Here is a 20,921-nt window from a genome sequence, read left to right as displayed (position 1 = left end):
GGGCGGGCCTTACGGGCTCGCCCCTCTCACTTCATGAGGAGTTCGGGCCATGCCCATCCGCGCGCTCGTCTGGGGCGAAAACATCCATGAGCGGACCAATAAGACCGTCGCTCAGGTCTATCCCGACACCATGCATGAGACCATCGCCGGGGCTCTGCGCGAAGATCCGGAGATCTCCGCCTCGACGGTGGTCATGCAGGACCCCGAACATGGCCTGACCGAGGCCAAGCTCGCCGAGACGGACGTCCTGCTCTGGTGGGGCCATCAGGATCATGGCGGCGTCGCCGACGCCGTGGTCGAGCGCGTGGCGGCCCGCGTCCATGAGGGCATGGGGCTGATCGTGCTGCATTCCGGCCATTTCTCGAAGATCTTCAAACGACTGATGGGGACTCCCTGCGCGCTGAAATGGCGCGAGGCCGGAGAGCGCGAAAGACTCTGGGTCACGGCGCCCCATCACCCTATCGCCAAGGGCCTGCCGCAATATTTCGAGCTGGAGATGGAGGAGATGTATGGCGAGCATTTCTCCGTGCCGGAGCCGCTGGAGACGGTCTTCATCTCCTGGTTTCAGGGCGGCGAGGTCTTCCGCTCCGGCCTGACCTATAAGCGCGGCGCGGGGAACATCTTCTATTTCCGCCCCGGCCATGAGACCTATCCGAGCTATCACGACGCCAATGTGCGCCAAGTCCTGCGCAATGCGGTGCGTTGGGCCTATAATCCGCAAGGCGCCTATAAGGCGATCCACGAGGCCCCCAACGTGCCGGTGGAGAAGGCCCTTGAGCCCCTCGTGGAGCGTGGGCCGAAGCTCCACGCCCCCGGCGAAGCGGGATATCGGTGAGCGCCATGCGGCTTTTGATCCTCGGAACCGGCGGCATGGCCAACACCCACGCCGAGAATTTCGCCGTCCTCCCCGGCGTGGAGATGGTCGCGGCGGTCGACCGCGATCCGACGCGCGTCGAGGCCTTCGCGGCGAAACATGGCGTGGGGCGGCGTTTCCTCTCTTTGGAGGAGGCGCTGGACTGGGGCGAATTCGACGCCGTGGCCAACGTCACGCCCGACGCCGTGCATTACGCCACCACCATGGCGCTGATCAAAGCGGGCAAGCATGTCTTTTGCGAAAAGCCCCTCGCCACCGACGCCGAAAAAGCCTTTGAGATGGCCGAAGCCGCCGAGGCGGCGGGGCTGATTAATATGGTCAACTTCACCTATCGCAACGTGCCGCAGCTTCAGGAGGCGCGGCGGCGCGTCCTTGCGGGCGAGATCGGCGCGGTCAAGCATATCGAGGCGAGCTATCTGCAAAGCTGGCTGGTCTCGAAGGCTTGGGGCGATTGGAAGACGGAAACGCAATGGCTCTGGCGGCTCTCGAAGAGCCATGGCTCCAACGGCGTGCTCGGCGACGTGGGGGTGCATATCTTCGATTTCGCCGTCTATGGCGCGGGCGCGGATGTGTCTCAGGCCTTCGCGCGGCTGCTGACCTTCGACAAGGCCCCCGGCGGACGGATCGGGGAATATCCCCTCGACGCCAACGACAGCTTCGTCATGACCGCGCAATTCGCCAATGGCGCGGCGGGAGTCATCCATGCGACGCGCTGGGCCTCCGGCCATTCCAACGATCTGCGCTTGCGGATCTATGGCGATAAAGGCGCATTGGAGGTCAATCACAGCAATAAGGAGGGCTCCGGGCTGCGGGGCTGCCTTGGGGCGGATGTGGAGGATTTCGTTTGGCGCGATCTGGAGGCCCCCAAGACTCCGACCACCTACGAACGCTTCGCCCAAGCCGTGCGGAGCGGCCTCGGCGATGATCCGGATTTCCGCCATGCGGCGCGGATTCAGCAGATCGTCGACCTCGCCGCCCGCACCGAGGAGACGCGCCGGGAGGCCGAATTGAAGGCTCCATGATGTGAGGAGCATGATTTCCGGAGCTTTTGCGCGCCTGCGGGAATCCGCAAGATGGCGGCGGTTGCGAAAGCTCCTGCGTTCCTCCCCAAACTTACGCCCGTCCGCACCCTGGACGGGCGTTTTTCATGAGGAGCCGGATTTATTCTTTTCTGGTCCAATAGATCTCGCCGCCAATCACCGCCTCGTCCGGATCGGAGAGGTCTTCGCCCTCAGGAACGCCGAAGAAGACGCGATCCTCGCGCCCATCCTCGCCCTGCACGACGAGGGCGAAATCCTCGAAGCGATAGCGCCCCTTGAGGATCGGCTGATCCGGGCCGACCACGGTCAGGAAGCCCCCCGCCACATGCCCCGCCACGAAGCCGCCGCGCGAACGCCCGATGCGGCCGCCGCCGAGGGTCGCCACCATCTCGGCGAGCCTTCGCGCCTGATCCTCCGTTTGCGCCCGCGCGGCGGGAGCCCCGCCCGAAGACGTCAGCGCGAGGCCGAGGAAGGCGGCTCGGGCGCCGCCGGAGAGAGAGCCGAACACAGGTCCGGACATAGGGATCTCCTGAAAACGGGGTGCGCATGAACGCCGTTCATACATACATCCTTTTCAGGAGATGGTCAAAACGGGATTTCTCCTTGCGGGAGAGCCGCCCGCCGGAGCCCTGAACAGCCAAAGGGCCGCCCCTCGCGGGACGGCCCTCCGTGAATTCAGAACGCAGCCTTGGAAAAGGCTTACTGCTCTTCGCGCTTGCGCAGAGCCGCGCCGAGGATGTCGCCGAGCGAGGCGCCGGCGTCCGAGGAGCCGAACTGAGCCACGGCCTCTTTCTCTTCGGCGATCTCCAGCGCCTTGACCGAGAGCGAGAGACGGCGCGAAGCCTTCTCCACGCCCAAGACCTTGGCGTCGAGCTTGTCGCCGACCGAGAAGCGCTCGGGGCGCTGGTCGCCGCGGTCGCGGGCGAGATCGGCCTTGCGGATGAAGGCCTTCATGCCGTCGACCTGAACTTCCACGCCGCCGTCGTTGACTTCGCTGACCACGGCGGTCACGACGTCGCCCTTCTTCAGGCCCGAGGCGCCTTCCTCGAAGGGATCGGAATCGAGCTGCTTCACGCCGAGGCTGATGCGCTCTTTCTCCACGTCGACGTCCAGCACCTTGGCGCGGATGACGTCGCCCTTCTTGATGTCGGCCAGAGCCTGCTCGCCCGGACGGTTCCAGTCGAGATCCGAAAGGTGGACCATGCCGTCGATGTCGTTGTCGAGGCCGACGAACAGACCGAATTCGGTGATGTTCTTGACTTCGCCTTCGATGGTCGAGCCGCGGGGATGCTCGGCCAAGAAGGCCTCCCACGGATTGGCGAGGCACTGCTTCAGACCAAGGCTGATGCGGCGCTTATGCGGATCGACGTCCAGCACCATCACTTCGACTTCCTGAGAGGTCGAGACGATCTTGCCCGGATGGACGTTCTTCTTGGTCCAGCTCATTTCGGAGACATGGACCAGACCCTCCACGCCCGGCTCCAGCTCCACGAAGGCGCCGTAATCGGTGATGTTGGTCACGCGGCCGGTGAACTTGCCGCCGACCGGGTATTTGCGGTCCACGCCGTCCCAAGGATCGGACATCAGCTGCTTCATGCCGAGGCTGATGCGCTGGGTGTCCTTGTTCACGCGCACGACCTGAACCTGAACGGTCTGGCCGATGGTGAGGATCTCGGAAGGATGGTTCACGCGGCGCCAAGCCATGTCCGTGACATGAAGCAGGCCGTCCACGCCGCCGAGGTCCACGAAGGCGCCGTAATCGGTGATGTTCTTGACCACGCCTTCAACGACGTCGCCCTCGGCGAGCTTCGCGACGATCTCGCTGCGCTGCTCGGCGCGGGTCTCTTCGAGGACGGCGCGGCGCGACACGACGATGTTGCCGCGGCGACGATCCATCTTGAGGATCTGGAAAGGCTGGGGCGTGTTCATCAGCGGGCCGACGTCGCGCACCGGGCGCACGTCCACCTGAGAGCCCGGAAGGAAGGCCACCGCGCCGCCGAGATCCACCGTGAAGCCGCCCTTGACGCGGCCGAAGATCGTGCCTTCGACGCGGCCCTGAGCTTCGAAGCCCTTCTCAAGACGGTCCCAAGCCTCTTCGCGGCGAGCCTTGTCGCGGCTCAGAACCGCTTCGCCCTTGGCGTTCTCGACGCGGTCGAGATAGACCTCGACTTCGTCGCCGGGCTGCAGATCGGCGGCTTTCGAAGGGGTGTTGAACTCCTTCAGATCGACGCGGCCTTCCATTTTGAAGCCGATGTCGATGATCGCCTGGCCGTTCTCGACGGCGATGACCTTGCCCTTGACGACCGAGCCTTCGACCGGGCCTTCGCCCAGAGATTCGTTCAGAAGCGCCTCAAATTCGTCCATGGAGGGGGAAGCGCTGGCGGCGTGAGCCATATATCTACTCCTAGAGGTTCATCTTTTACGGGCCGACCGGTTGTCTCCGGCGGTCTGGGAATTGACGGACGCCTCAATGCGCCCGAATCCCCGTTCTGGCGGAGAGGCGGACGCGACGAAGGCGTTGAGCGAAGCGTCAGACGACGGGATCCGAAGCCTCCGGGCCTCCGGAGAGGCGGGGAGCGGCGAAGGAAAGCGCCTGCGCGACGGCCTCGTCTATAGTCAGATTCGTCGTGTCAAGCAAGAGCGCGTCGTCGGCTTGCTTCAAAGGCGCGGCGGCGCGGGCGCTGTCGCGGGCGTCGCGGAGCAGCAGATCTTCGAGGATGGTCTTCAGATCGGCGGAGGGGTCGGTTTCGCGCAGCTCCCTCCAGCGGCGCTCCGCCCGCACCATGGGGTCCGCCACGACGAAGATCTTCGCCGGCGCCTCAGGACAAACCACCGTGCCGATGTCGCGCCCGTCGAGCACCGCCCCCGCCGCGCCATAGGGCGGCCGATGGGCGAAACGGCGCTGCCAATCCAGCAGAGCGGCGCGCACTTCGGGAATCACGGCCACGCGCGAAGCCGCCGACCCCGCTTCTGCGCTGCGCAGATCGGCGCGCGCCAGATCCTCGGGCGCGAGGGCGGCGGCGATCTCCGGCGCCCGCGCGAGGTCGCCGCCCGCCTCGATCAGCTTCACGCCCACGGCGCGATAGATCAGGCCGGTGTCCAGATGGGCGTAGCCGAGCTTTTGAGCCATCCGGCGCGCCAGACTGCCCTTGCCGGAGGCGGCGGGGCCGTCCACGGCGACGATTCGCGGAGAATTTGAGGCGGAAATGACGAGATCCTCTTCAAAACGCCGGAGCGGAGACGGAGCGCACTCAAACCCAAACAAGACGTGAAAGTCCAGCCCTGCGGCGCGGCGCCCTCCAGATTTTCCGCCCTCCTCCCCGCCCCTGCGGCTTTCGGGCGTCGCCCGAGCCGCGGGCTTTGCGGAAATCCTCGATCTTGCGCCTGCGGGCTCGCCTTCGCCCCCGGCTTCGCTTATCCGCTTCGGAACTCCGAGCCTCCAAGGACCGCCCGCCCATGCCCGACCGTCTTTCCGTCGCGATCTTCTTCGCTTTTCCCTTGGCCATGGCCGCCGCCGCCGGAATCGTCGCCTCTTGCGACAAGATCGAGGGAGGGGCGCTTTGCCTGAGGATTCAGGCCGCCGACCTCACGGACGGCGATTCCGCGCGGGTGTCGGGCCGCTCCTATCGGCTGACCGGCGCCGAGACGCCGCTCAACGCTCCGGAGACCCGGGCGGGCGCGGCGGGACGGGCGGGCGCGACGGTCACCCAGCGCGAAGCGGAATGGGGCGCGAAGTCTCTGGCTTACGGACGCAAGCTGCTGGCCCGGGGCGGCGCGCTCTGTCTGACGGGGAAAGACGGCGGATTCGGACGTCCCGCGGCGGTGGTCCGGCTGCCCGACGGCCGCGACTACGGCGCGGCCATGGTGGAGGCGGGCATGGCCACGCCCACCGAACGCCGCGAGCATGAACATTGGAACGCGAAGAAGCCGTGAACGCATCGTTGACGCGTGCGTTTCTCTCAGCTATCCGCAGGGCGATGGGTCCGTAGCTCAACGGTTAGAGCAGGCCGCTCATAACGGCTTGGCTGGGGGTTCGAATCCCTCCGGACCCACCATGATCTCCACCGCCCGACGCGCGGAACGCGCCCCTCCGACGACCCGGCTCAGGAGCCGGAGGCCGGGGTCTGGAGAACCATGAACAGGCGGCGGAAGGGAAACAGCGCGCCGCCGTCCCGCGCCAGCGGATAAGCCTCCCCAAGCGCCGAGTCGTAAGCGGCGGTCAGCCGCTCGCCCTCCTCTGCGGACAAGGCCCCGAGATAGGGCCGCATCGCCGTCCCCTCGGCGAAGCGGCGCACCGGATGCGCCGTCGCGTCGGGAGCCAACTTTTGCATATACTCCGTCTCCCAAAGCTCCACCCGCCCCAGAGGCGACAGCCAGTCGTCATAGCTCCGCGCCGGATGAACCGGCGGCGCGGAGCGCTCGTCAGGGAAGCGGCCCGGAAACAGCTCCGCAGCCGTTCGGCGTAAAAGGACATGCGAGGGCGCCATGAAATTCATCGGCATCTGCGCCGCGAGAACTCCGCCCGGCGCCAGAAATCGCGCCAGCCGGGGCAAGAGCGCCGCATGATCCGGCGCCCATTGCAGCGCCGCATTGGAGAAGATCAGCGCGGGCGGCGTCTCAGGCGTCCATAAGGTGAAGTCGGCTTGCTCCAGCCGATCATAGCCCTGCGCTCTGGCGAGCATCTCGGGGCTTGAATCGAGGCCGATCAAGAGGCGATCCGGGAAACGCGCCCTCAGCGCCCCCGCGACGGCGCCGTCGCCGCAGCCGAGATCCGCCACGGCTCCCTCCGCTTGCGGCTCCGGCGTCTGGGCCAGCAGATCCAGCGCGGGACGCAGCCTCAGACCGCGAAAAGCCGCGTAGAGATCGGGATTCCACACAGAAGCGGCCATGATTTCCTCCACAGGATCGGACCTTCGCGCAGGCTGCCGCCGAAAACCTCATAAAGCAACGCCCCGGCGGACGACCAAGATCCCCGCCTTTTGCAAACTTCTCCTAAACCCTTCCCAGATCGGGCGAAACCGCTCTATATCTTCGGTTTGGCGCGTTTTCAGCCGCCGATCCCGGGGATCGACGCGAAAACGCTGCGGAATCTGGCGGTCGGCCTGCGCAGGGCCGTCTCGGAACGGGAGCGCGCGGCATGCTTGAAATCGCCTTGGTCTGGGTGGAGCCTTGGACCGACGCCGCCACCACGAGCGCGATCTCCTGGGTGACCAATCAAGAAGAGGACGCCGTCGTCGTCTGCCGCCATGCGGAGTCCGGCGGCTGGCTCCGGCTGCCCTCCGTCAACAGCCGCCCCTGGCCGGGCGTCGAGGCGCTGTTCATCCACACCGTGCTGGTGCAAGGCATGCCGCCGGGCGCGGTCTATGAACTGACGTGGCCCGGCTCGGACCGTCAGGAAAGCTTCCGCACCGCGCCGCTGCATGATCCCGTGGTCTACGGCATGAGCGACTTCCAGAACGCGGGCGGCATGAACGAGCGCGGACGCATCGCCCGCTTCGGCGAAATCGTCTCCGACGGGCGGCCCGATCTGCTGTTGCTCGTCGGCGACTACATCAACGACGACGGCCGCTGGACCACCATGATGGGCGAGCGCTGGTTCAACTTCCTGAAATGGGTCTCGGACGCCTATCGCCACGAGGGCGCGATGGTGCCCATTCTGGCCGGGATCGGCAATCACGAGGCCCGCAACACGGCCGATACGGCCAGCGCCTCCTCCGGCGGAGACGGCAAGATCGGGCCGATCAAGCAGATCATGACCTGCGGCTATCTGGACAACCAGCCGGATCGCTTCGCCGACGGCGTCATGGCGGTGCGGGTCGGCGAGGATCTCAAAATCCTCATGCTCAACACCGACCACAGCGTCCCGATGATCGACCAAATCCCTTGGGTCGAGGCGCAATTGCGTTCATGGAGCGGCAAGATCCTCGTGGCGGGCCATACCCCGGCCTTCCGGCTTCAGGGCTTCAGCATGCGCGATCCGCCGACTCAGGCGGGGGTGATGCGCGACGCGCTTTGGCCGGTCCTGCAAAAGCGGGCGCGGGACGTGCTCGGGGTGCTGGTGGGGCATGTCCACGCCGGAATGATCTCGCCGCGCCTGACCTTCCATCCGGATTTGACGCTCTCCTATCTCCAGAACGCCCGGCAATGGCGCCGCGACGATCGGAATGGAATCCGCCAATTCGGCGGCGGGCCTTGGTCGGCGACGCGGGCGGGGCTGAATCCGGCCAAGGGAGAGCTGAAATCCCGACTCGACGATTCGACGCGCTTCCTCGCGGGAATCGGGCATCCGACCGAAGAGCAGCCGGATTTCATCTCCGTCTGGGGCGAAATCACCGAGGCCGATCCGGAGATGTGGCATGTCTGGCGGATCGCTCTGAGCTCCGGGGGCTGGCGCGGCGAGATGATCAGCGTGAAGCGCAAGACCTTCTACGTCATCGAGGAAAGATTCTGACATGAGCGCGAAAGCCGACGAAGGCCGCGTGGAATGGTTCGCGGCCAACCGGCGCAACTGGGACGACCGCGCCGACATCCATATCCGCGACGAAACCGGATTCTACGGCGTCGAAGCGGCGGTGCGGGGCGACGTCCTGCTCACGCCCATTGAGCTTGCGGAGATCGGCGACCTCAGGGGCCTGCGCGCCGCGCATCTGCAATGCCACATCGGCGCCGACGTTTTGGCTTTAGCGCATCTCGGGGCGGCGGAGGCGGTCGGCTTGGATTTCTCGCCGCGCGCGATCCTCCATGCGCGAGAATTGGCGCGGCGCTCGGGGCTTTCGGGCGCGAGCTTCGTCGAGGGGAGCGTCTATGACGCCCCCGCGCTGCTCGGCGGAGGCTTCGACCTCGCTCTCGTGAATTGGGGCGCGATCCCTTGGCTGGACGATCTCGACCTCTGGGCTCAGGCGGTCGCGGGCGTGCTGAAGCCGGGCGGCAGGCTGTACTTCATCGACGGCCACCCGACGCTGATGCTCTTCGACGGCGCCTCCTCGCCGCAGGAGCCGCGCGTGGGCTTCGACTATGGCACGCCGCGCGAGACGCCCATCTCCTCCGCCGAGGAAACCAGCTATGACGGCTCAAGCGCGAAAATCGCCAATCCGCTCTGCTATGAATGGCTGCATCCGGTTTCGCGCGTGCTGGGCGCCGTGCTCAAGGCGGGCTTCCGGCTGGATTTCCTCCATGAGCATGAGGCTCTGGCCTGGCGCTTCTTCCCGCAGATGATCCGCGGCGAGGACGGGCTTTACCGATTGCCGGAAGGGACGAAGCGCCTGCCTTTGGCCTGGTCCTTCGGGGCGACGCTAATCCGCTGAGGTTTAGCGGATCAGAATCGCGCGGAGGTCGTTGACGTTCACCCCGGTCGGGCCGGTCGTGAAGAGGTCGCCCAAAGCCTCGAAGGCCGTCCACGCATGATGGCGCGCCAAGAGGCTGCGCCCGTCGAGGCCCAAGGCCCGCAGCCGCGCCGCGCTCGCGCCGTCGAGAAAAACGCCCGCATTCGCCTCGGAGCCGTCGATCCCGTCGGTGTCGGCCGCCAGAGCCGCGAAGGGCAGGCCCTCGCCCGCCAGAGCCAAAGCTAAGGCGAATTCGCTATTGCGCCCGCCTTTGCCGCCCGGCTCGCGGAGGGTGACGGTGGTTTCGCCGCCTGAGAGCAGGACCACGGGCTTTGCGAAGGGCCGGTCCCGCAAGGCGATCTCGCGCGCGAGGGCCGCATGAAAGCGTCCCGCCTCGCAGGCCTCGCCTTCGAGGGCGTCGGAGAGGATCGCCGCCGTCACGCCCTCGGCTTCGGCCTGAGCGGCGGCGGCCTCCAGAGCGATGCGGGCGGAGGCGATCACATGGACTTCGTTGCGGGCGAAACGCGGATCTTCGGGATCGGGCGCAAGATCCTCGTCGGAGGCCAGACGCGCCGCCAGCTTCGGCGGAAGCGCGATGCGCCAGATCTCCGCCAAAGCGCGGGCCTCGGCGCGGGTGGTCCGGTCGGGGATGGTGGGGCCGGAGGCGACTTGCGCCGGGTCGTCGCCGGGGACGTCGGAGACCACCAGCGAGACCACCCGCGCCGGATAGGCCGCCAAAGCCAGACGCCCGCCCTTGATCGCGCTGAACTGCTTGCGGAGGGCGTTCATGACCGAAATCGGCGCGCCGGAGGCGAGCAGCGCCTTGTTCAGCGCGATTTCATCCTCAAGGGTCAGCCCTTCAGGCGGATCGGGCAGCAACGCCGAGCCTCCGCCGCAGATCAGCGCGAGGACGAGATCTTGCCCGGTCAGGCCGGAGACCGCCGCCTTCAGCGCCCGCGAAGCCTCCAGACCCGCCGCGTCGGGCGTGGGATGGGCGGCCTCCAGAACCCGGATGCGCCGCAAGGGCGGCTCGACGCCGCCGCCATGGCGCGTGACCGCCACGCCCTCCAAAGGCCCCGGCCAGAGCTTTTCGCAGGCCGCCGCGAGCTGCGCGGCCCCCTTCCCCGCTCCCACGACCACGGTTCGTCCTTTCGGCGGCTCAGGCAGAGCGGCGCGCAAGGCGGATTCGGGATCGACGGCCTTCACGGCGGCCTGAAAGAGGCGAGTCAGAAAAGCGCGGTCCTGCGGCTCCATCAAGGCGGCTCCTGAAGGAAAGAGAGCCCGATCATGCCCGCCGCGCAAAAGAAAGAAAAGGCGCGCCTGATCCGCCGAGATCAAGCGCGCCCCCTATTTCGAAAAAGCCGGAAAGGTCAGAACTTCAGGCCGAGGCCGACCCGCAGATCATGGATGGAGACGTCGGTGGTCTCTTTCCTCTGGTCGGTCGAGGGGCCTTTCCACTCCTCCACGTCGCCGTAATCGGAGTAGCGATATTCCATGCGGGCGATCAGACGCTCCGTCACGGCGTATTCGAGGCCCGCGCCGAGGCTCCACCCATAGAGCTTCTTATTCGCGCCATAAGGCGTCTCCGAGCGATATTTCGCGACGCCCACGCCGCCGGAGACGAAGGGCTGCAGATTCCCTGCGGCGTAGCCGAGGCGGCCGCGCAGACCGCCGGTCCATTTGATCCGGTCGTAGACGCTCGCGGCCAGATCCGTCTCTTCGCCGCCGAGATAAACCGGAAGCTCATGACCGGTGCGGCGCAGGTTCGTCACGTTCAGATCCGCCTCAAGGCCGGCCACGAGGCCGCTGTCCAGCTGCTTCATATAGCCGAGGTAGAATCCGCCGCTCACGTTTCCGAAATCGCGGGAGACGTTGTAGACGGCGTTGGCTCCCGTGGAGAGTTCGAGCTCCTGGCGATCCGCAGCGGAGAAGCGGACGCGTTCGTCGAGTTCGGCGTGCGCATAGCCCGCCTGAGCGCCGATATAAGGGCCCGTCCAGATCGTTCTGGAGCCGCTCCAACCGGCGGCGCCTCCGGCCAAAGCTTCGCTCATGGTCAGGATCGCCAGAGGACAGGCGAGGAAAAGCGCTCTCATATTGGTCTCCGCAAGCGACGGCCTCGATATATGCGGAGGTTTTAGAGGACAGGCGACAAGAAAACGTAAAAGGAGAATACGGCGATCAATATATACCATAAATAATATTCCCCCGATCCTGACTCGACCGATAAGGCGTCGCGCCGGAGCGAAAAAAACCTCCCGCCGACTCGACGTCGGCGGGAGGCGGGAGGCGGGAGGCGGGAGGCGGGCAGAGCTTCCATGCTCCTGAGCGCTCAGGAGAAATTCAAGATGGAGCCGATGAATTTGGCCGATCTCATAGCGGCTCAGAACTCGGCGTTCACGCGAAGCTGGACGTTGCGCGGCTCGCCGTAGAAATTGAAGGTGGTCGGGCCATGGGCGCGTTCGTAATATTTCTTATCGAAGACGTTGTTGACGTTCAGGGTCAGATTCCAATCCTCGTTGATCCGATAGCCCGCCGCCAGATCGGCCACCATATAGCCCGGCGCGCGCACCAGCGTCGAAGAGCCGTTCGCCAAGCGCACGAGGCTCGAATAATCGCTGAAGGCCCGGAAGCCGCCGCCCAGCCAAAGGCCGTCCAGCCAGCCGTCTCTTTCGTCGAAGCTGTATTTCGCCCAAAGCTGCGCCATGTGATGCGGCGCGTGATATTCCAGAATATTCGAGGTCGGGCGTTCGGTGTCGGCGTAGCTGCTGTCGGTGTAGGTGTAGCCCGCCGAAAGCTGGAGCCTGTCGGTCACGGCGCCCGAAATCTCGAATTCGACGCCGCGCTGAGTCGCCTCTCCCAGAGCCGCGGCGGCCGTCGAGCCCACCGCCAGAGGGTCGCGCACCGCCCGGTTGCGGTCCTGAATATGGAAATAGGCCAAAGTGGCGTTCACGCCGTCGAGAGGTTCGGCCTTCACGCCGATCTCATATTGGCTCCCTGTGCGCGGCTTGAGCGTGTCGCCGGAGGCGGTGAGGTCGGTCTGAGGCTGAAAGATCTCGGTGAAGCTGCCGTAGAGCGAAGCGCGGTCGTGGAAATCCCAGATCGCGCCCAGATAAGGCGTGAACTCCGCGCTGATCTTCTCGTGGTTCTGCGCCGAGACGGCGCCCGTGGCCAGTTGGACCGTGCTTCCCTCATTGTCGTACCAGCTCAGGCGTCCGCCGAGGATGGCCGTCAGATCCTGACGCGGCTTCACGCGCCATTGGCCGTAAACGCCATATTGATCGGCGTCGGCTTCGGCGCGGGTGACGTAGGAGACCGCAGGGCGCGGAATGGCGGCGTCCCAGCTCCAGAGATTGAAGGAGCCCGCGATCTGGCCCTGCTGATTGAGGATGGTCGTCTCGTTGGAGCGGTAATCCGCGCCGAGGATCAGATTCTGCTCCAGACCGAAAAGATCGAAAGGCTTGCTGACATGGGCGTCCAGAGCCATCGAGGTCTGATCGTAATCGCGCGCCAGCCAGCCCAGACGCGTCACCTCGCCCGTCGCGGAGGCCGCCGTTCCCGTGAAGGCGTATTGCATGTCGGCGTCGGCCTTGGTGTAGACGCCCGAAACCTTGGCGTGGCCGCCGTCCTCGAATTTATGCTCGACCTCGGCCATGTAATCCGTCACGCGATTATCGAAGTAATTCCAGTCGGCGCCGGTGAAGGTCGAGACGGGCAGATCCATCAGAGTCCCGTCGGCGTAGGTCGGCAGGCCGTTGCTCGGAGTGATGTCGCGGACGCGGCGATGGATCGACAAAGTCGCGGTGGCGTCCGGCGTCACGTCGGCCTGAATCACGCCGTAGAGGACGCCCACCTTATTATCGAGATGGTCAACCCAGCTGTCGCGCGCGCCATAGGCGCCGATCAGGCGCCCCCGGATCGTCCCTGAGGAGTTCAGCGGGCCGCCCACGTCGCCCTCGACGCGGCGATTGTCCCATGAGCCGACGAGGCCGCTGAACTTCAGCTGAAATTCGTCGGTCGGCTGCTTGAGGCGCATGTTGATCGCGCCGGCGGGCTCGCCGCTGCCCGCGAAAAGCCCCGCAGGGCCGCGCAGGATCTCGACGTGATCCACCACCACCATATCCGGCTGGAGGCCGTAAAGGCTCGACAAAGGCGTCGCGAGGCCGTTCATCGAAAAGGCGTCGAATTCGAAGCCGCGCGAATAGATCGAAGAGCGGCCGTCGTCGTTGACCAGCGGCATGACGCCCGGAGTCTTGCGCATGGCGGAATCCAGCGAGGTGAAGCCGCCGTCCTCAAGGCGCTGATGAGTCAGAACCGTGGTGGATTGTGGAATCTCGCGGGGATAGCGCGTGTCCTTGTCGCCGACGCTGAGGAGATCGGCGGCGTAGGAGGGGCTTTGCTCGGTCTCATAGGCGGAGCCCTGAAGGAAGATGGCCTCCAGCAGGAGCGCGTTCTCCTCAGGCGACGGAGGCGGCTCCTGCGACCAGACCGGAGAAGCAGCCATCACGGCGCAAAGCGCGCAGCCGCGCGCCAAAGCTCCCCGAAGCGCGCGGGTTCTCCGCGCAGGATTGAGGACTCCTTGGGCGGGGGTCGGAATCTGGATCATGGCGCGGCTCCGGACTCGTCGGGCGGACGAGCTTCAAGGCCTCGCGGCTTTCGTCCGCGGCGAGGCTGGTTTCTCCACGAAGCTCCGAGGGCTTGCTCAGGCTTCGTGGGAGCGTCGGAGACGACGGCGCGGCCGATGAAGAAAGGCTGGCGGAAGAGCGTTCAAGCAGCTTCTATGGATTCCGACTCTTTTTCTCAAGTAATTTTACGGCCGAGCCTCGCCTTTCCGGTTGCGGCGCGGCAGGAAAGCCTTGCTCGTGGCGATGAGGCGGCGGCGGACCCGGAGACCGCCATGCGCGGGCGCGGCCTCCGAGTCCGTCTTGATCGCCCCTTCTCCGCTCAGAAGAGGAAATCGCCGTCGTTCAGCGCCGCGACGCCATCCAGCCGAATGGCGAATTCGGCGTCGGCGTCGGCGTCCGTATTGCCGAAGAGCGTGTTGGCGGCGGCGTCGAAGCGCAATTGTCCCGCCGCCGTGAAGCTCGCATTAGCCGCGATCAGGCCGGTGAAGCTCTGGCGGCCGGAGGCGGCGGGATTGGCGTCGAACCAGGACAGATCGATGAGATCCTCGCCGCGTGTGAAGTCCAGGATGGAATCGGCGCCCCCAACCGTAGATCCGGTTTCTGAAGCGCTGCGGAAGACGAAGACGTCGGAGCCGGCCCCGCCCACGAGCGTATCCAGTCCCGCCCCGCCCTCGATGACGTCGTCTCCGTCGTCTCCGGAGAGCCAGTCGGCGCCGCCGCGACCTAAAAGCACGTCGTCGCCGCTCATGCCCCACAGCACGTCGCCGTCGCCGCCGCCGGAAAGATCGTCGTCAAACCAAGTTCCCTGCACGCTCTCGATGGAGATATGGCTGTCGCCTTGGGCCTCGCCGCTGTTGGCGGCGGCGTTGGCCAGATCCACCGTCACGCCGGCGGACGCTTCGAGATAAGAGACCAGATCCACGCCTGCGCCGCCGTCGAAGAGATCGGCGCCCGCGCCGCCCGTCAGATGGTCGTTCCCGCCGCCGCCATAGAGGCGGTCCCCGCCCCCGCCGCCGGAGATGACGTCGTCGCCGCCTTCGCCCCAAATGACGTTGGCGCCTGAATCGCCGCGCAGAACGTCGGCGTGCTGCGAGCCTTGCAGATTCTCGATGGAGACGAAGGAATCTCCGGCGGCCTCGCCGGTGTTGGCGCGGGCGTTCGCGAGATCCACGGTCAGGCCCGTGGCGGATTCGGCGTAGGAAGCGCGGTCGGTTCCCGCGCCCCCGTCGAGGAGGTCGGCGCCCGCGCCGCCGCTGAGGATGTCGTTGCCGGATTGGCCATACAGCTTGTCGTCGCCGCCGCGTCCGCGGATGACGTCGCCGCCGCCCTCGCCCCAGATGACGTTGGCGCCCTCGTCGCCGCGCAGATTATCGGCCTTTTGCGAGCCTTGCAGATTCTCGATGGAGACGAAGGTGTCTCCGGCGGCCTCGCCGGTGTTGACGCGGGCGTTGGCGAGATCCACGGTCAGGCCCGTGGCGGATTCGGCGTAGGAGACGCGGTCGGTTCCCGCGCCGCCGTCGAGGAGATCGGCGCCGAGCCCGCCGCTGAGAATGTCGTTGCCGCCTTGGCCGTAAAGCTTGTCGTTTCCGCCGCGCCCGCGGATGACGTCGTTCCCGCCTTCGCCCCAGATGACGTTGGCGCCCTCGTCGCCGCGCAGGTTGTCGGCCTTTTGCGAGCCCTGCAGATTCTCGATGGAGACGAAGGTGTCTCCGGCGGCCTCGCCGGTGTTGGCGGCGGCGTCGGCGAGATCCACGGTCAGGCCCGTGGCGGATTCGGCGTAGGAGGCGCGGTCGACGCCTTCGCCGCCGTCGAGGAGGTCGGCGCCCGCGCCGCCGCTGAGGATGTCGGCGCCGATTTGACCATAAAGCTCGTCGTTTCCGCCGCGTCCGCGAATGACGTCGCCGCCGTCGCCGCCCCAGATCCGGTTGACGCCCTCGTCGCCGCGCAGATTATCGTTGAACCGCGAGCCCTCCAAATCCTCGATGAGGATATAGCGGTCGCCCTGCGCCTCTCCGGCGTTGGCGGAGGAGGTTGCGAGATCTGCGGTCACTCCGGCCGCCGCATCGGCGTAGGAGGCGCGGTCCACGCCCGCGCCGCCGTCGAGTTGGTCCCTCCCCGCGCCGCCGACGAGGAGATCGTCGCCTCCCTCTCCGACGAGCGTGTCGTCGCCCTCCCCGCCATAGAGCCGGTCGTTCCCCTCTCCGCCGACGATCAAATCATAATCGCCGCCGCCATAAAGTCGATCGTCTCCGGCCTCGCCGAGAAGGATGTCCTCCCCATCGCCGCCGTGGATTTCGTCCTCTCCGGCGCCGCCCGCCAGATAATCGCCGTCCTCCCCTCCATCCAGATAATCGTCGCCTTCACCGCCATAGAGGCCGTCGCGTCCCGCGCCGCCCCGGAGAATGTCCGCTTCGAGGTCTCCATAGAGATAATCGTCGTCGGCCCCGCCATCCAGAATGTCCAGCCCCCGACCGCCTCTCAGGATGTCGGCGCCTTCGCCGCCGTCCAGCAGATCGTCGCCGTCTTCTCCATAGAGCCTGTCGTCGCCGCCCTCTCCATAAAGCCTGTCATGACCCCCGAGGCCGCGAATTTCGTCGTCGCCCTCGCCGCCATGGATTTCGTCGCTTCCAGAAGTGCCGTAAATCACGCCGTCGCCCTCTTCGCCTTCAGTCGGCATAGTCGTCGTCCTCTCGCCTTCAGAATTCCGGGGATGATCGCCCTCTTCTCTTTGCGAAAAAGGGGGGCCTCAAGACCATGTCGTCGCGCCCGACGCCGACCTTCCGGTCAGGCGGAGCTTCACGGAGCCGCCACGCCTCAAGCGAGCATCTGACGGGAAACGCCCCCAATAATCAAGTCTGCGTCCGGCCCTCTCCTTGAGCCCGCCCGAGAGCCTCGCGATGCGGTTTTTCCTCATGGAAGCCTCCGTGATCGGGGGTCGAGGGCTCTCGACCTCATTGGCCTTGCACAGTCGCGCGATCGATCCGCATGGCCGCTCCAGCCTCGCCGGATCGCGGTTTCGGGGCGGCGCGAGAAGAGTTGATATTTTCCGATTGTTTTTGTAGGAATTAGAAGCGTCGCCTCGGAGGAGCGGCGTCGATTGGCGATCTCGATGGAGCCTTGGGCCTTGACGACGCAGGACGACGCCACTTCACAGGAGATGCGCCGGATTCTGGCCGACCTGCCCGCATGGATCGGCGAGATGGTCGTCGCGCCCGAAGACGCGCGGCGAACGCCGCCCTGTGCGGATCTTCTGGATCCGACGCGTTTTGAAGCCCTCTTCGCGCCCTGTCTGGCGCCCGACGAAGTCCGGGCGGCCAAGCTTTCCTTCTGGTCGCAATATTACTTCGGAAGCCTCTGCCTGCCCGTGGCGGCCTGCGCCCTGCTGACCGGGCGAGCCGTCTCGGCGCCTCTGACGGCCTGCGCTTTCGCGCCGAACGCCGAAGCCATGCCCGCCGCCTTCCGCATCGGGACCGAACTCTGGGCCAAGCCGGGCCGGGGACTGCTCGACGGCTTGCTCGAAGATCATCTGCGCCCGGCGGTCGCGGCTTTCGCGCAGGCGGGGCCTCTGGCGGAGCGAGTGCTCTGGGGCAACGCCGCGCATTATCTCGAATGGCTCGTCGGCTGGATGGCGGCGGAGGGCCGCGCAGACCCCGGCCTCGTCGAAGAGGCCCGGGATTTCCTCGAACGCCCCCTTCTGCCGGACGGGCGGCGCAATCCTCTCGCCGGGGCCATTCATTACGGCGGAGGCCAGCCCTCCGCGGAGACCCGGCGCCGCAAGACATGCTGTCTGCGCTATCGGCTGGCCTGCGCGGCGGATTGCGGCGGGCTCTGTCCCAAGATCGCCGCCCAAGGCCGGAGGGCCGCATGACCTTTCGCCCGCGCATGACCGCCATCATCGACGGAGTCAGCGCGCGTCTGCCGCTGAAATGGCGGGCGCTCGACGGAATCGTCGCGGATCTCTGGCACGCAGAGGGCCGCGCGGGCGGCGGCGGCTATTATCTCTCGCCGGATCCGCGTCTGGTGGTCTTCTTCGACGACGTGAGCAAAAGCATGCGCTTCGCCGACCGCCCCGACGGATTCGACCGCGCGGGGCCTCATGCGCGCATCATCTACGTTCCGGCGGGGATGCCGCTCTGGTCGCGGCTGGCGGAGGATTGCCGCTTCAGCCATCTCGACCTGCATTTCGACGCCCGCGCCCTTGAAAGGCGGCTCGCCCGGAGCCTCGGCCCGGCGGCGGCGGCCGAAGCGGTGCGGCGCCCCTCCATGCAGGACGAATCCGCCCCGGTCGAATCTCTGGCGCGGCTGCTCGCAGCGGAGGTGGCGCAGCCCGTCCAGCATGATCTTTTCCCAGAGAGCCTCGTTCAGGCGATTCTCGCGGCGCTCATGGCCTCGCCCGCCGAGACCGCGGCTCAGGGCGGGTTGACGGCGGCGCAATTGCGGCGGCTGAGGGCGCATATGGCGCAAAATCTTCATCGCCGCGTGGCCACCGCCGAACTGGCCCAACTGGCGGGGCTCTCTGAAAGCTGGTTCGCCCACGCCTTCAAGCAGGCCACCGGAGAGACGCCTCTGCAATGGCGGCTGCGGCTGCGCGTCGAGCGGGCGCAGGAGGCTTTGCGCGATCCCGCCCTGAGCCTCGCGGAGGCGGCGGCGCTGACGGGATTCGCCGATCAGGCCCATCTGACGCGGGCCTTCCGCGCTCAGACCGGCCGGACTCCCGGCGCATGGCGCCGCGACGAGACCCGCGCCTGAGTTCTTTTCCGTAGGATCCGACAATTCACGACAGAATCCGTCAAGATTTTCACCGCCTCAGGCGAACATATGGCGCGAACCGCCTCGATTCCGTTCGCCGCCCCGTTCGCCAGAGGGCTGAGACGCTTCGCATCAGGATCCGCCGATGACCCGCTTCCGCCTCTCCATGACCACCGCCCTGCTGACCTGTCAGGCTTTTCTGACCGGGCCCCTTCTCGCGCAGGAGGCGGGGACGATCTATCTTGAGGAAATCACTCTCGAAGGCCGCGCCGATCCCGCAGGCCCCGTCCGCAGCGCCGATCCCGAAACGCTCACCGGCTCCAAGACCGCCGCGCTCGTCACCGAGATTCCGCAGTCGGTCAGCGTGATCTCCGCGCAGGATCTGAAGACGGCCAACGCGAATAAGCTCGACGGGGCTCTGGCCTTCAGCGCGGGCGTGCTGGGCCAGCCCTACGGCTATGACAGCGACACCAATTGGATCTTCATCCGCGGCTTCGCCGCCACCGCCACGGGCAGCTATCAGGACGGCCTGCCGAATTTCGCCTATGGCTTCGGCGGCTTCTACGTCGATCCCTTCATGGTCGAGCGGATCGAGGTGCTGAAAGGCCCCTCTTCGGCGCTGTACGGCGGGTCGAATCCGGGCGGCCTCGTGAATTACGCCAGCAAGACGCCCACCGGAGAGCCGGGAACCGATCTGGAGGTCGGCGCCGACGAGCATGGCCGGGTCTGGGCCTCCGCCGATCATCAGGGCCGTTTCTCCGACGTCACGGATTATCGCATCCTCGGCAAGCTGGAGCGGGTGGACGGAAACGGCGCCTTCGACGCGGGCTTTCATGGAGTGGGATCGGGGTCGATGCGGCGCGAATTGAGCGGCGGCGGCTCTCTGACGCTGGGCCTCGATCTTATGAAGATCGACGAGACCCATGTGGGTTCGTCCTGGCTGCCCTATGAGGGAACCGTCGTGGCCGCGCCCTTCGGCTTCATCTCCCGCGAGTTCAACACCGGCGAGCCGAAGCATGACCGCTATGAGCGCGATCAGATCGCCGCGCGTCTGGTCTGGAATCGGCCCATCGGCGATTGGGAGTTCACCAACACCGCCCGCGCCGCCTGGTCGAAGGTGGAGGAGGATTCCGTCTACGCCTATGGCTACTCCGGCTTCTCGACCACGCCGCAAGACGCCGTCGGGACCATGTCGCGCCTCGTCTTCGACCACTCCACCGAGGCCAAGACCCTGCTCAACGACGCCCGGCTGGAGCGCGAGCTTGACGTCGCCGGGACCAATCATCGGCTGATGCTCGGCGTCGACGTGAAATATTTCGCCATGGATCAGGTGCAGTCCAGCGCCGTGGGAACGCCGCTGAGCTTCGCGAATCCGGTCTATGGGGCGGCTCAGCCCGCCGCCTCGCCCTATATCGATCAGAAGATGTCTCAGACTCAGGTCGGCTTCTATGTTCAGGATCAGATCCGATTCGGCGACGGCTGGATCGGCACGGGGAACCTGCGCTACGACCGGGTCAAGACCGACGTGGGGACCAATTACGCCGCCTGGGGCGGCCCGGCGCCGGGCTATGACCGCACGGACGGCGAATTCAGCTGGCGGGTCGGTCTGGCCAAGGAGCTTCCGGGCGGCCTGACCGCCTACGCCTCGGCCTCGACCTATTTCAATCCCGAGATCAAAGCCGACGCCACCGGAACCGAATTCCCGCCTGAGACCGGACGCCAGTTCGAAGGCGGCCTGAAATGGGCCCCCAACGACGATCTGCTCGTGACCCTCTCGGCCTACGACCTCAAGCGCGAGGACATCACGCAATCGGTGACCGCGGGAACCTATAACCAGCTCGGCGAGGTCCGTTCGCGCGGAATCGAGCTGGAGGCGCAAGGGAAGCTCGGCCATGGTCTGGCGCTGCGCGGCGCGCTCACGCTGATGGACGTCGAGATCCGCGACGACGCGAACGCCGCCCTGATCGGCAAGACGCCCTATTCCATCCCGGAGAAAACCGCCTCGCTGCAGGTCAGCTGGACGCCCGAGCCCATGCCCGACCTGACTCTGACCGGCGCGGTCCGCTGGGTCGGCGACAGCTGGGCCGATAATGAGAACACCCTGAAGGTCAAGGGCCGCACTCTGCTGGATCTCGGGGCGACCTATCGCTTCGGCGAGGATTGGGAGGCCAATCTCGCGGTGGAGAACGTGACCGACGAGGATTACGTCGCCAGCTGCCAGACCGCTTACTGGTGCTATTACGGCGCCGGACGCACGGCCAGCCTCAGCCTGCGCAAGAGCTTTTGACCAGACGCCTCTTGACCTTGGCCTCCG

At 66.3% G+C, this 20,921-nt stretch carries 16 protein-coding genes and 1 tRNA gene; 9 read left to right on the top strand and 8 right to left on the bottom strand.

Annotation, left to right across the window (positions count from 1 at the left end):
* Positions 1–49 precede the first annotated feature (49 nt).
* Both B161_RS0106440 and B161_RS0106435 read left to right on the top strand, forming a co-directional pair.
* Positions 50–835, top strand: a complete 786-nt coding sequence (locus B161_RS0106440) for a ThuA domain-containing protein (protein WP_018632544.1) — start codon at positions 50–52, stop codon at positions 833–835.
* A 5-nt stretch (positions 836–840) separates the two neighbouring features.
* A complete protein-coding gene (locus tag B161_RS0106435; RefSeq protein ID WP_018632543.1) occupies positions 841–1,896 on the top strand; it encodes a Gfo/Idh/MocA family protein in 1,056 nt (351 codons plus the stop codon).
* A gap of 139 nt (positions 1,897–2,035) precedes the next feature.
* Here the strand turns inward: B161_RS0106435 and B161_RS0106430 are convergent, their stop codons facing one another.
* From B161_RS0106430 to B161_RS0106420, 3 genes are all read right to left on the bottom strand, one after another.
* Positions 2,036–2,434 carry a hypothetical protein gene (locus B161_RS0106430; RefSeq protein ID WP_018632542.1) on the bottom strand — a complete coding sequence of 133 codons (399 nt, stop codon included), beginning with the start codon at positions 2,432–2,434 and terminating at the stop codon, positions 2,036–2,038.
* Positions 2,435–2,613: 179 nt separating this feature from the next.
* Positions 2,614–4,308 (bottom strand): 30S ribosomal protein S1, encoded by a 1,695-nt coding sequence (rpsA, locus tag B161_RS0106425; RefSeq protein WP_018632541.1) that lies wholly within the window; start codon positions 4,306–4,308, stop codon positions 2,614–2,616.
* Between the two features lie 136 nt (positions 4,309–4,444).
* Positions 4,445–5,089 (bottom strand): (d)CMP kinase, encoded by a 645-nt coding sequence (locus B161_RS0106420; RefSeq protein ID WP_018632540.1) that lies wholly within the window; start codon positions 5,087–5,089, stop codon positions 4,445–4,447.
* 281 nt (positions 5,090–5,370) lie between these two features.
* Here B161_RS0106420 and B161_RS0106415 point away from each other — a divergent pair, with 281 nt between their 5' ends.
* Together B161_RS0106415 and B161_RS0106410 are read left to right on the top strand one after the other, a co-directional pair.
* A complete protein-coding gene (locus B161_RS0106415; protein ID WP_018632539.1) occupies positions 5,371–5,847 on the top strand; it encodes a hypothetical protein in 477 nt (158 codons plus the stop codon).
* Positions 5,848–5,893: 46 nt separating this feature from the next.
* A tRNA-Ile gene (locus B161_RS0106410) sits at positions 5,894–5,969 on the top strand.
* 48 nt (positions 5,970–6,017) lie between these two features.
* Here B161_RS0106410 and B161_RS17085 read toward each other — a convergent pair.
* Positions 6,018–6,803 carry a methyltransferase domain-containing protein gene (locus tag B161_RS17085; RefSeq protein ID WP_040789460.1) on the bottom strand — a complete coding sequence of 262 codons (786 nt, stop codon included), beginning with the start codon at positions 6,801–6,803 and terminating at the stop codon, positions 6,018–6,020.
* A gap of 248 nt (positions 6,804–7,051) precedes the next feature.
* On the opposite strand from B161_RS17085, the gene B161_RS0106400 reads away from it, so the two are divergent.
* Together B161_RS0106400 and B161_RS0106395 are read left to right on the top strand one after the other, a co-directional pair.
* The gene (locus tag B161_RS0106400; protein ID WP_018632537.1) at positions 7,052–8,365 is read left to right on the top strand and encodes a metallophosphoesterase family protein; all 1,314 of its coding nucleotides are present in this window, start codon (positions 7,052–7,054) and stop codon (positions 8,363–8,365) included.
* 1 nt (position 8,366) lies between these two features.
* Positions 8,367–9,218 carry a class I SAM-dependent methyltransferase gene (locus B161_RS0106395; protein WP_018632536.1) on the top strand — a complete coding sequence of 284 codons (852 nt, stop codon included), beginning with the start codon at positions 8,367–8,369 and terminating at the stop codon, positions 9,216–9,218.
* A 3-nt stretch (positions 9,219–9,221) separates the two neighbouring features.
* Here the strand turns inward: B161_RS0106395 and B161_RS0106390 are convergent, their stop codons facing one another.
* From B161_RS0106390 to B161_RS20180, 4 genes are all read right to left on the bottom strand, one after another.
* Positions 9,222–10,490: a glycerate kinase type-2 family protein gene (locus B161_RS0106390; RefSeq protein ID WP_026310240.1), complete on the bottom strand. Its 1,269-nt coding sequence runs from the start codon at positions 10,488–10,490 to the stop codon at positions 9,222–9,224.
* 116 nt (positions 10,491–10,606) lie between these two features.
* Positions 10,607–11,329 (bottom strand): outer membrane protein, encoded by a 723-nt coding sequence (locus B161_RS0106385; protein WP_018632534.1) that lies wholly within the window; start codon positions 11,327–11,329, stop codon positions 10,607–10,609.
* Positions 11,330–11,616: 287 nt separating this feature from the next.
* Entirely contained in the window at positions 11,617–13,839 is a 2,223-nt protein-coding gene (locus B161_RS0106380) for a TonB-dependent siderophore receptor (protein WP_018632533.1), read from the bottom strand.
* A gap of 338 nt (positions 13,840–14,177) precedes the next feature.
* Positions 14,178–16,535 carry a calcium-binding protein gene (locus B161_RS20180; RefSeq protein WP_018632532.1) on the bottom strand — a complete coding sequence of 786 codons (2,358 nt, stop codon included), beginning with the start codon at positions 16,533–16,535 and terminating at the stop codon, positions 14,178–14,180.
* A gap of 420 nt (positions 16,536–16,955) precedes the next feature.
* On the opposite strand from B161_RS20180, the gene fhuF reads away from it, so the two are divergent.
* From fhuF to B161_RS0106360, 3 genes are all read left to right on the top strand, one after another.
* The gene (gene fhuF / locus B161_RS17075) at positions 16,956–17,726 is read left to right on the top strand and encodes a siderophore-iron reductase FhuF (RefSeq protein WP_018632531.1); all 771 of its coding nucleotides are present in this window, start codon (positions 16,956–16,958) and stop codon (positions 17,724–17,726) included.
* Entirely contained in the window at positions 17,723–18,607 is an 885-nt protein-coding gene (locus B161_RS0106365) for a helix-turn-helix domain-containing protein (RefSeq protein WP_018632530.1), read from the top strand. The genes fhuF and B161_RS0106365 overlap by 4 nt, the downstream gene beginning before the upstream one ends.
* Before the next feature lie 145 nt (positions 18,608–18,752).
* Positions 18,753–20,894, top strand: coding sequence for a TonB-dependent siderophore receptor (locus B161_RS0106360; protein ID WP_018632529.1), 2,142 nt, complete (start codon positions 18,753–18,755; stop codon positions 20,892–20,894).
* Positions 20,895–20,921 lie beyond the last annotated feature (27 nt).

The sequence above is a fragment of the Neomegalonema perideroedes DSM 15528 genome (assembly GCF_000374145.1).
GTDB classification, from domain to species: domain Bacteria; phylum Pseudomonadota; class Alphaproteobacteria; order Rhodobacterales; family Rhodobacteraceae; genus Neomegalonema; species Neomegalonema perideroedes.
Note: the sequence above shows the minus strand (reverse complement) of the source record. Positions and strands in the feature narration are given on the sequence as shown.

What these genes read in the sequence shown, in the direction of transcription:
- B161_RS0106440 (WP_018632544.1), top strand. Translation starts at nt 50, where the DNA reads ATGCCCATCCGCGCGCTCGTCTGGGGCGAAAACATCCATGAGCGGACC.
- B161_RS0106435 (WP_018632543.1), top strand. Translation starts at nt 841, where the DNA reads ATGCGGCTTTTGATCCTCGGAACCGGCGGCATGGCCAACACCCACGCC.
- B161_RS0106430 (WP_018632542.1), bottom strand. Translation starts at nt 2,434, where the DNA reads ATGTCCGGACCTGTGTTCGGCTCTCTCTCCGGCGGCGCCCGAGCCGCC.
- rpsA (WP_018632541.1), bottom strand. Translation starts at nt 4,308, where the DNA reads ATGGCTCACGCCGCCAGCGCTTCCCCCTCCATGGACGAATTTGAGGCG.
- B161_RS0106415 (WP_018632539.1), top strand. Translation starts at nt 5,371, where the DNA reads ATGCCCGACCGTCTTTCCGTCGCGATCTTCTTCGCTTTTCCCTTGGCC.
- B161_RS17085 (WP_040789460.1), bottom strand. Translation starts at nt 6,803, where the DNA reads ATGGCCGCTTCTGTGTGGAATCCCGATCTCTACGCGGCTTTTCGCGGT.
- B161_RS0106400 (WP_018632537.1), top strand. Translation starts at nt 7,052, where the DNA reads ATGCTTGAAATCGCCTTGGTCTGGGTGGAGCCTTGGACCGACGCCGCC.
- B161_RS0106395 (WP_018632536.1), top strand. Translation starts at nt 8,367, where the DNA reads ATGAGCGCGAAAGCCGACGAAGGCCGCGTGGAATGGTTCGCGGCCAAC.
- B161_RS0106390 (WP_026310240.1), bottom strand. Translation starts at nt 10,490, where the DNA reads ATGGAGCCGCAGGACCGCGCTTTTCTGACTCGCCTCTTTCAGGCCGCC.
- B161_RS0106385 (WP_018632534.1), bottom strand. Translation starts at nt 11,329, where the DNA reads ATGAGAGCGCTTTTCCTCGCCTGTCCTCTGGCGATCCTGACCATGAGC.
- B161_RS0106380 (WP_018632533.1), bottom strand. Translation starts at nt 13,839, where the DNA reads ATGATCCAGATTCCGACCCCCGCCCAAGGAGTCCTCAATCCTGCGCGG.
- B161_RS20180 (WP_018632532.1), bottom strand. Translation starts at nt 16,535, where the DNA reads ATGCCGACTGAAGGCGAAGAGGGCGACGGCGTGATTTACGGCACTTCT.
- B161_RS0106365 (WP_018632530.1), top strand. Translation starts at nt 17,723, where the DNA reads ATGACCTTTCGCCCGCGCATGACCGCCATCATCGACGGAGTCAGCGCG.
- B161_RS0106360 (WP_018632529.1), top strand. Translation starts at nt 18,753, where the DNA reads ATGACCCGCTTCCGCCTCTCCATGACCACCGCCCTGCTGACCTGTCAG.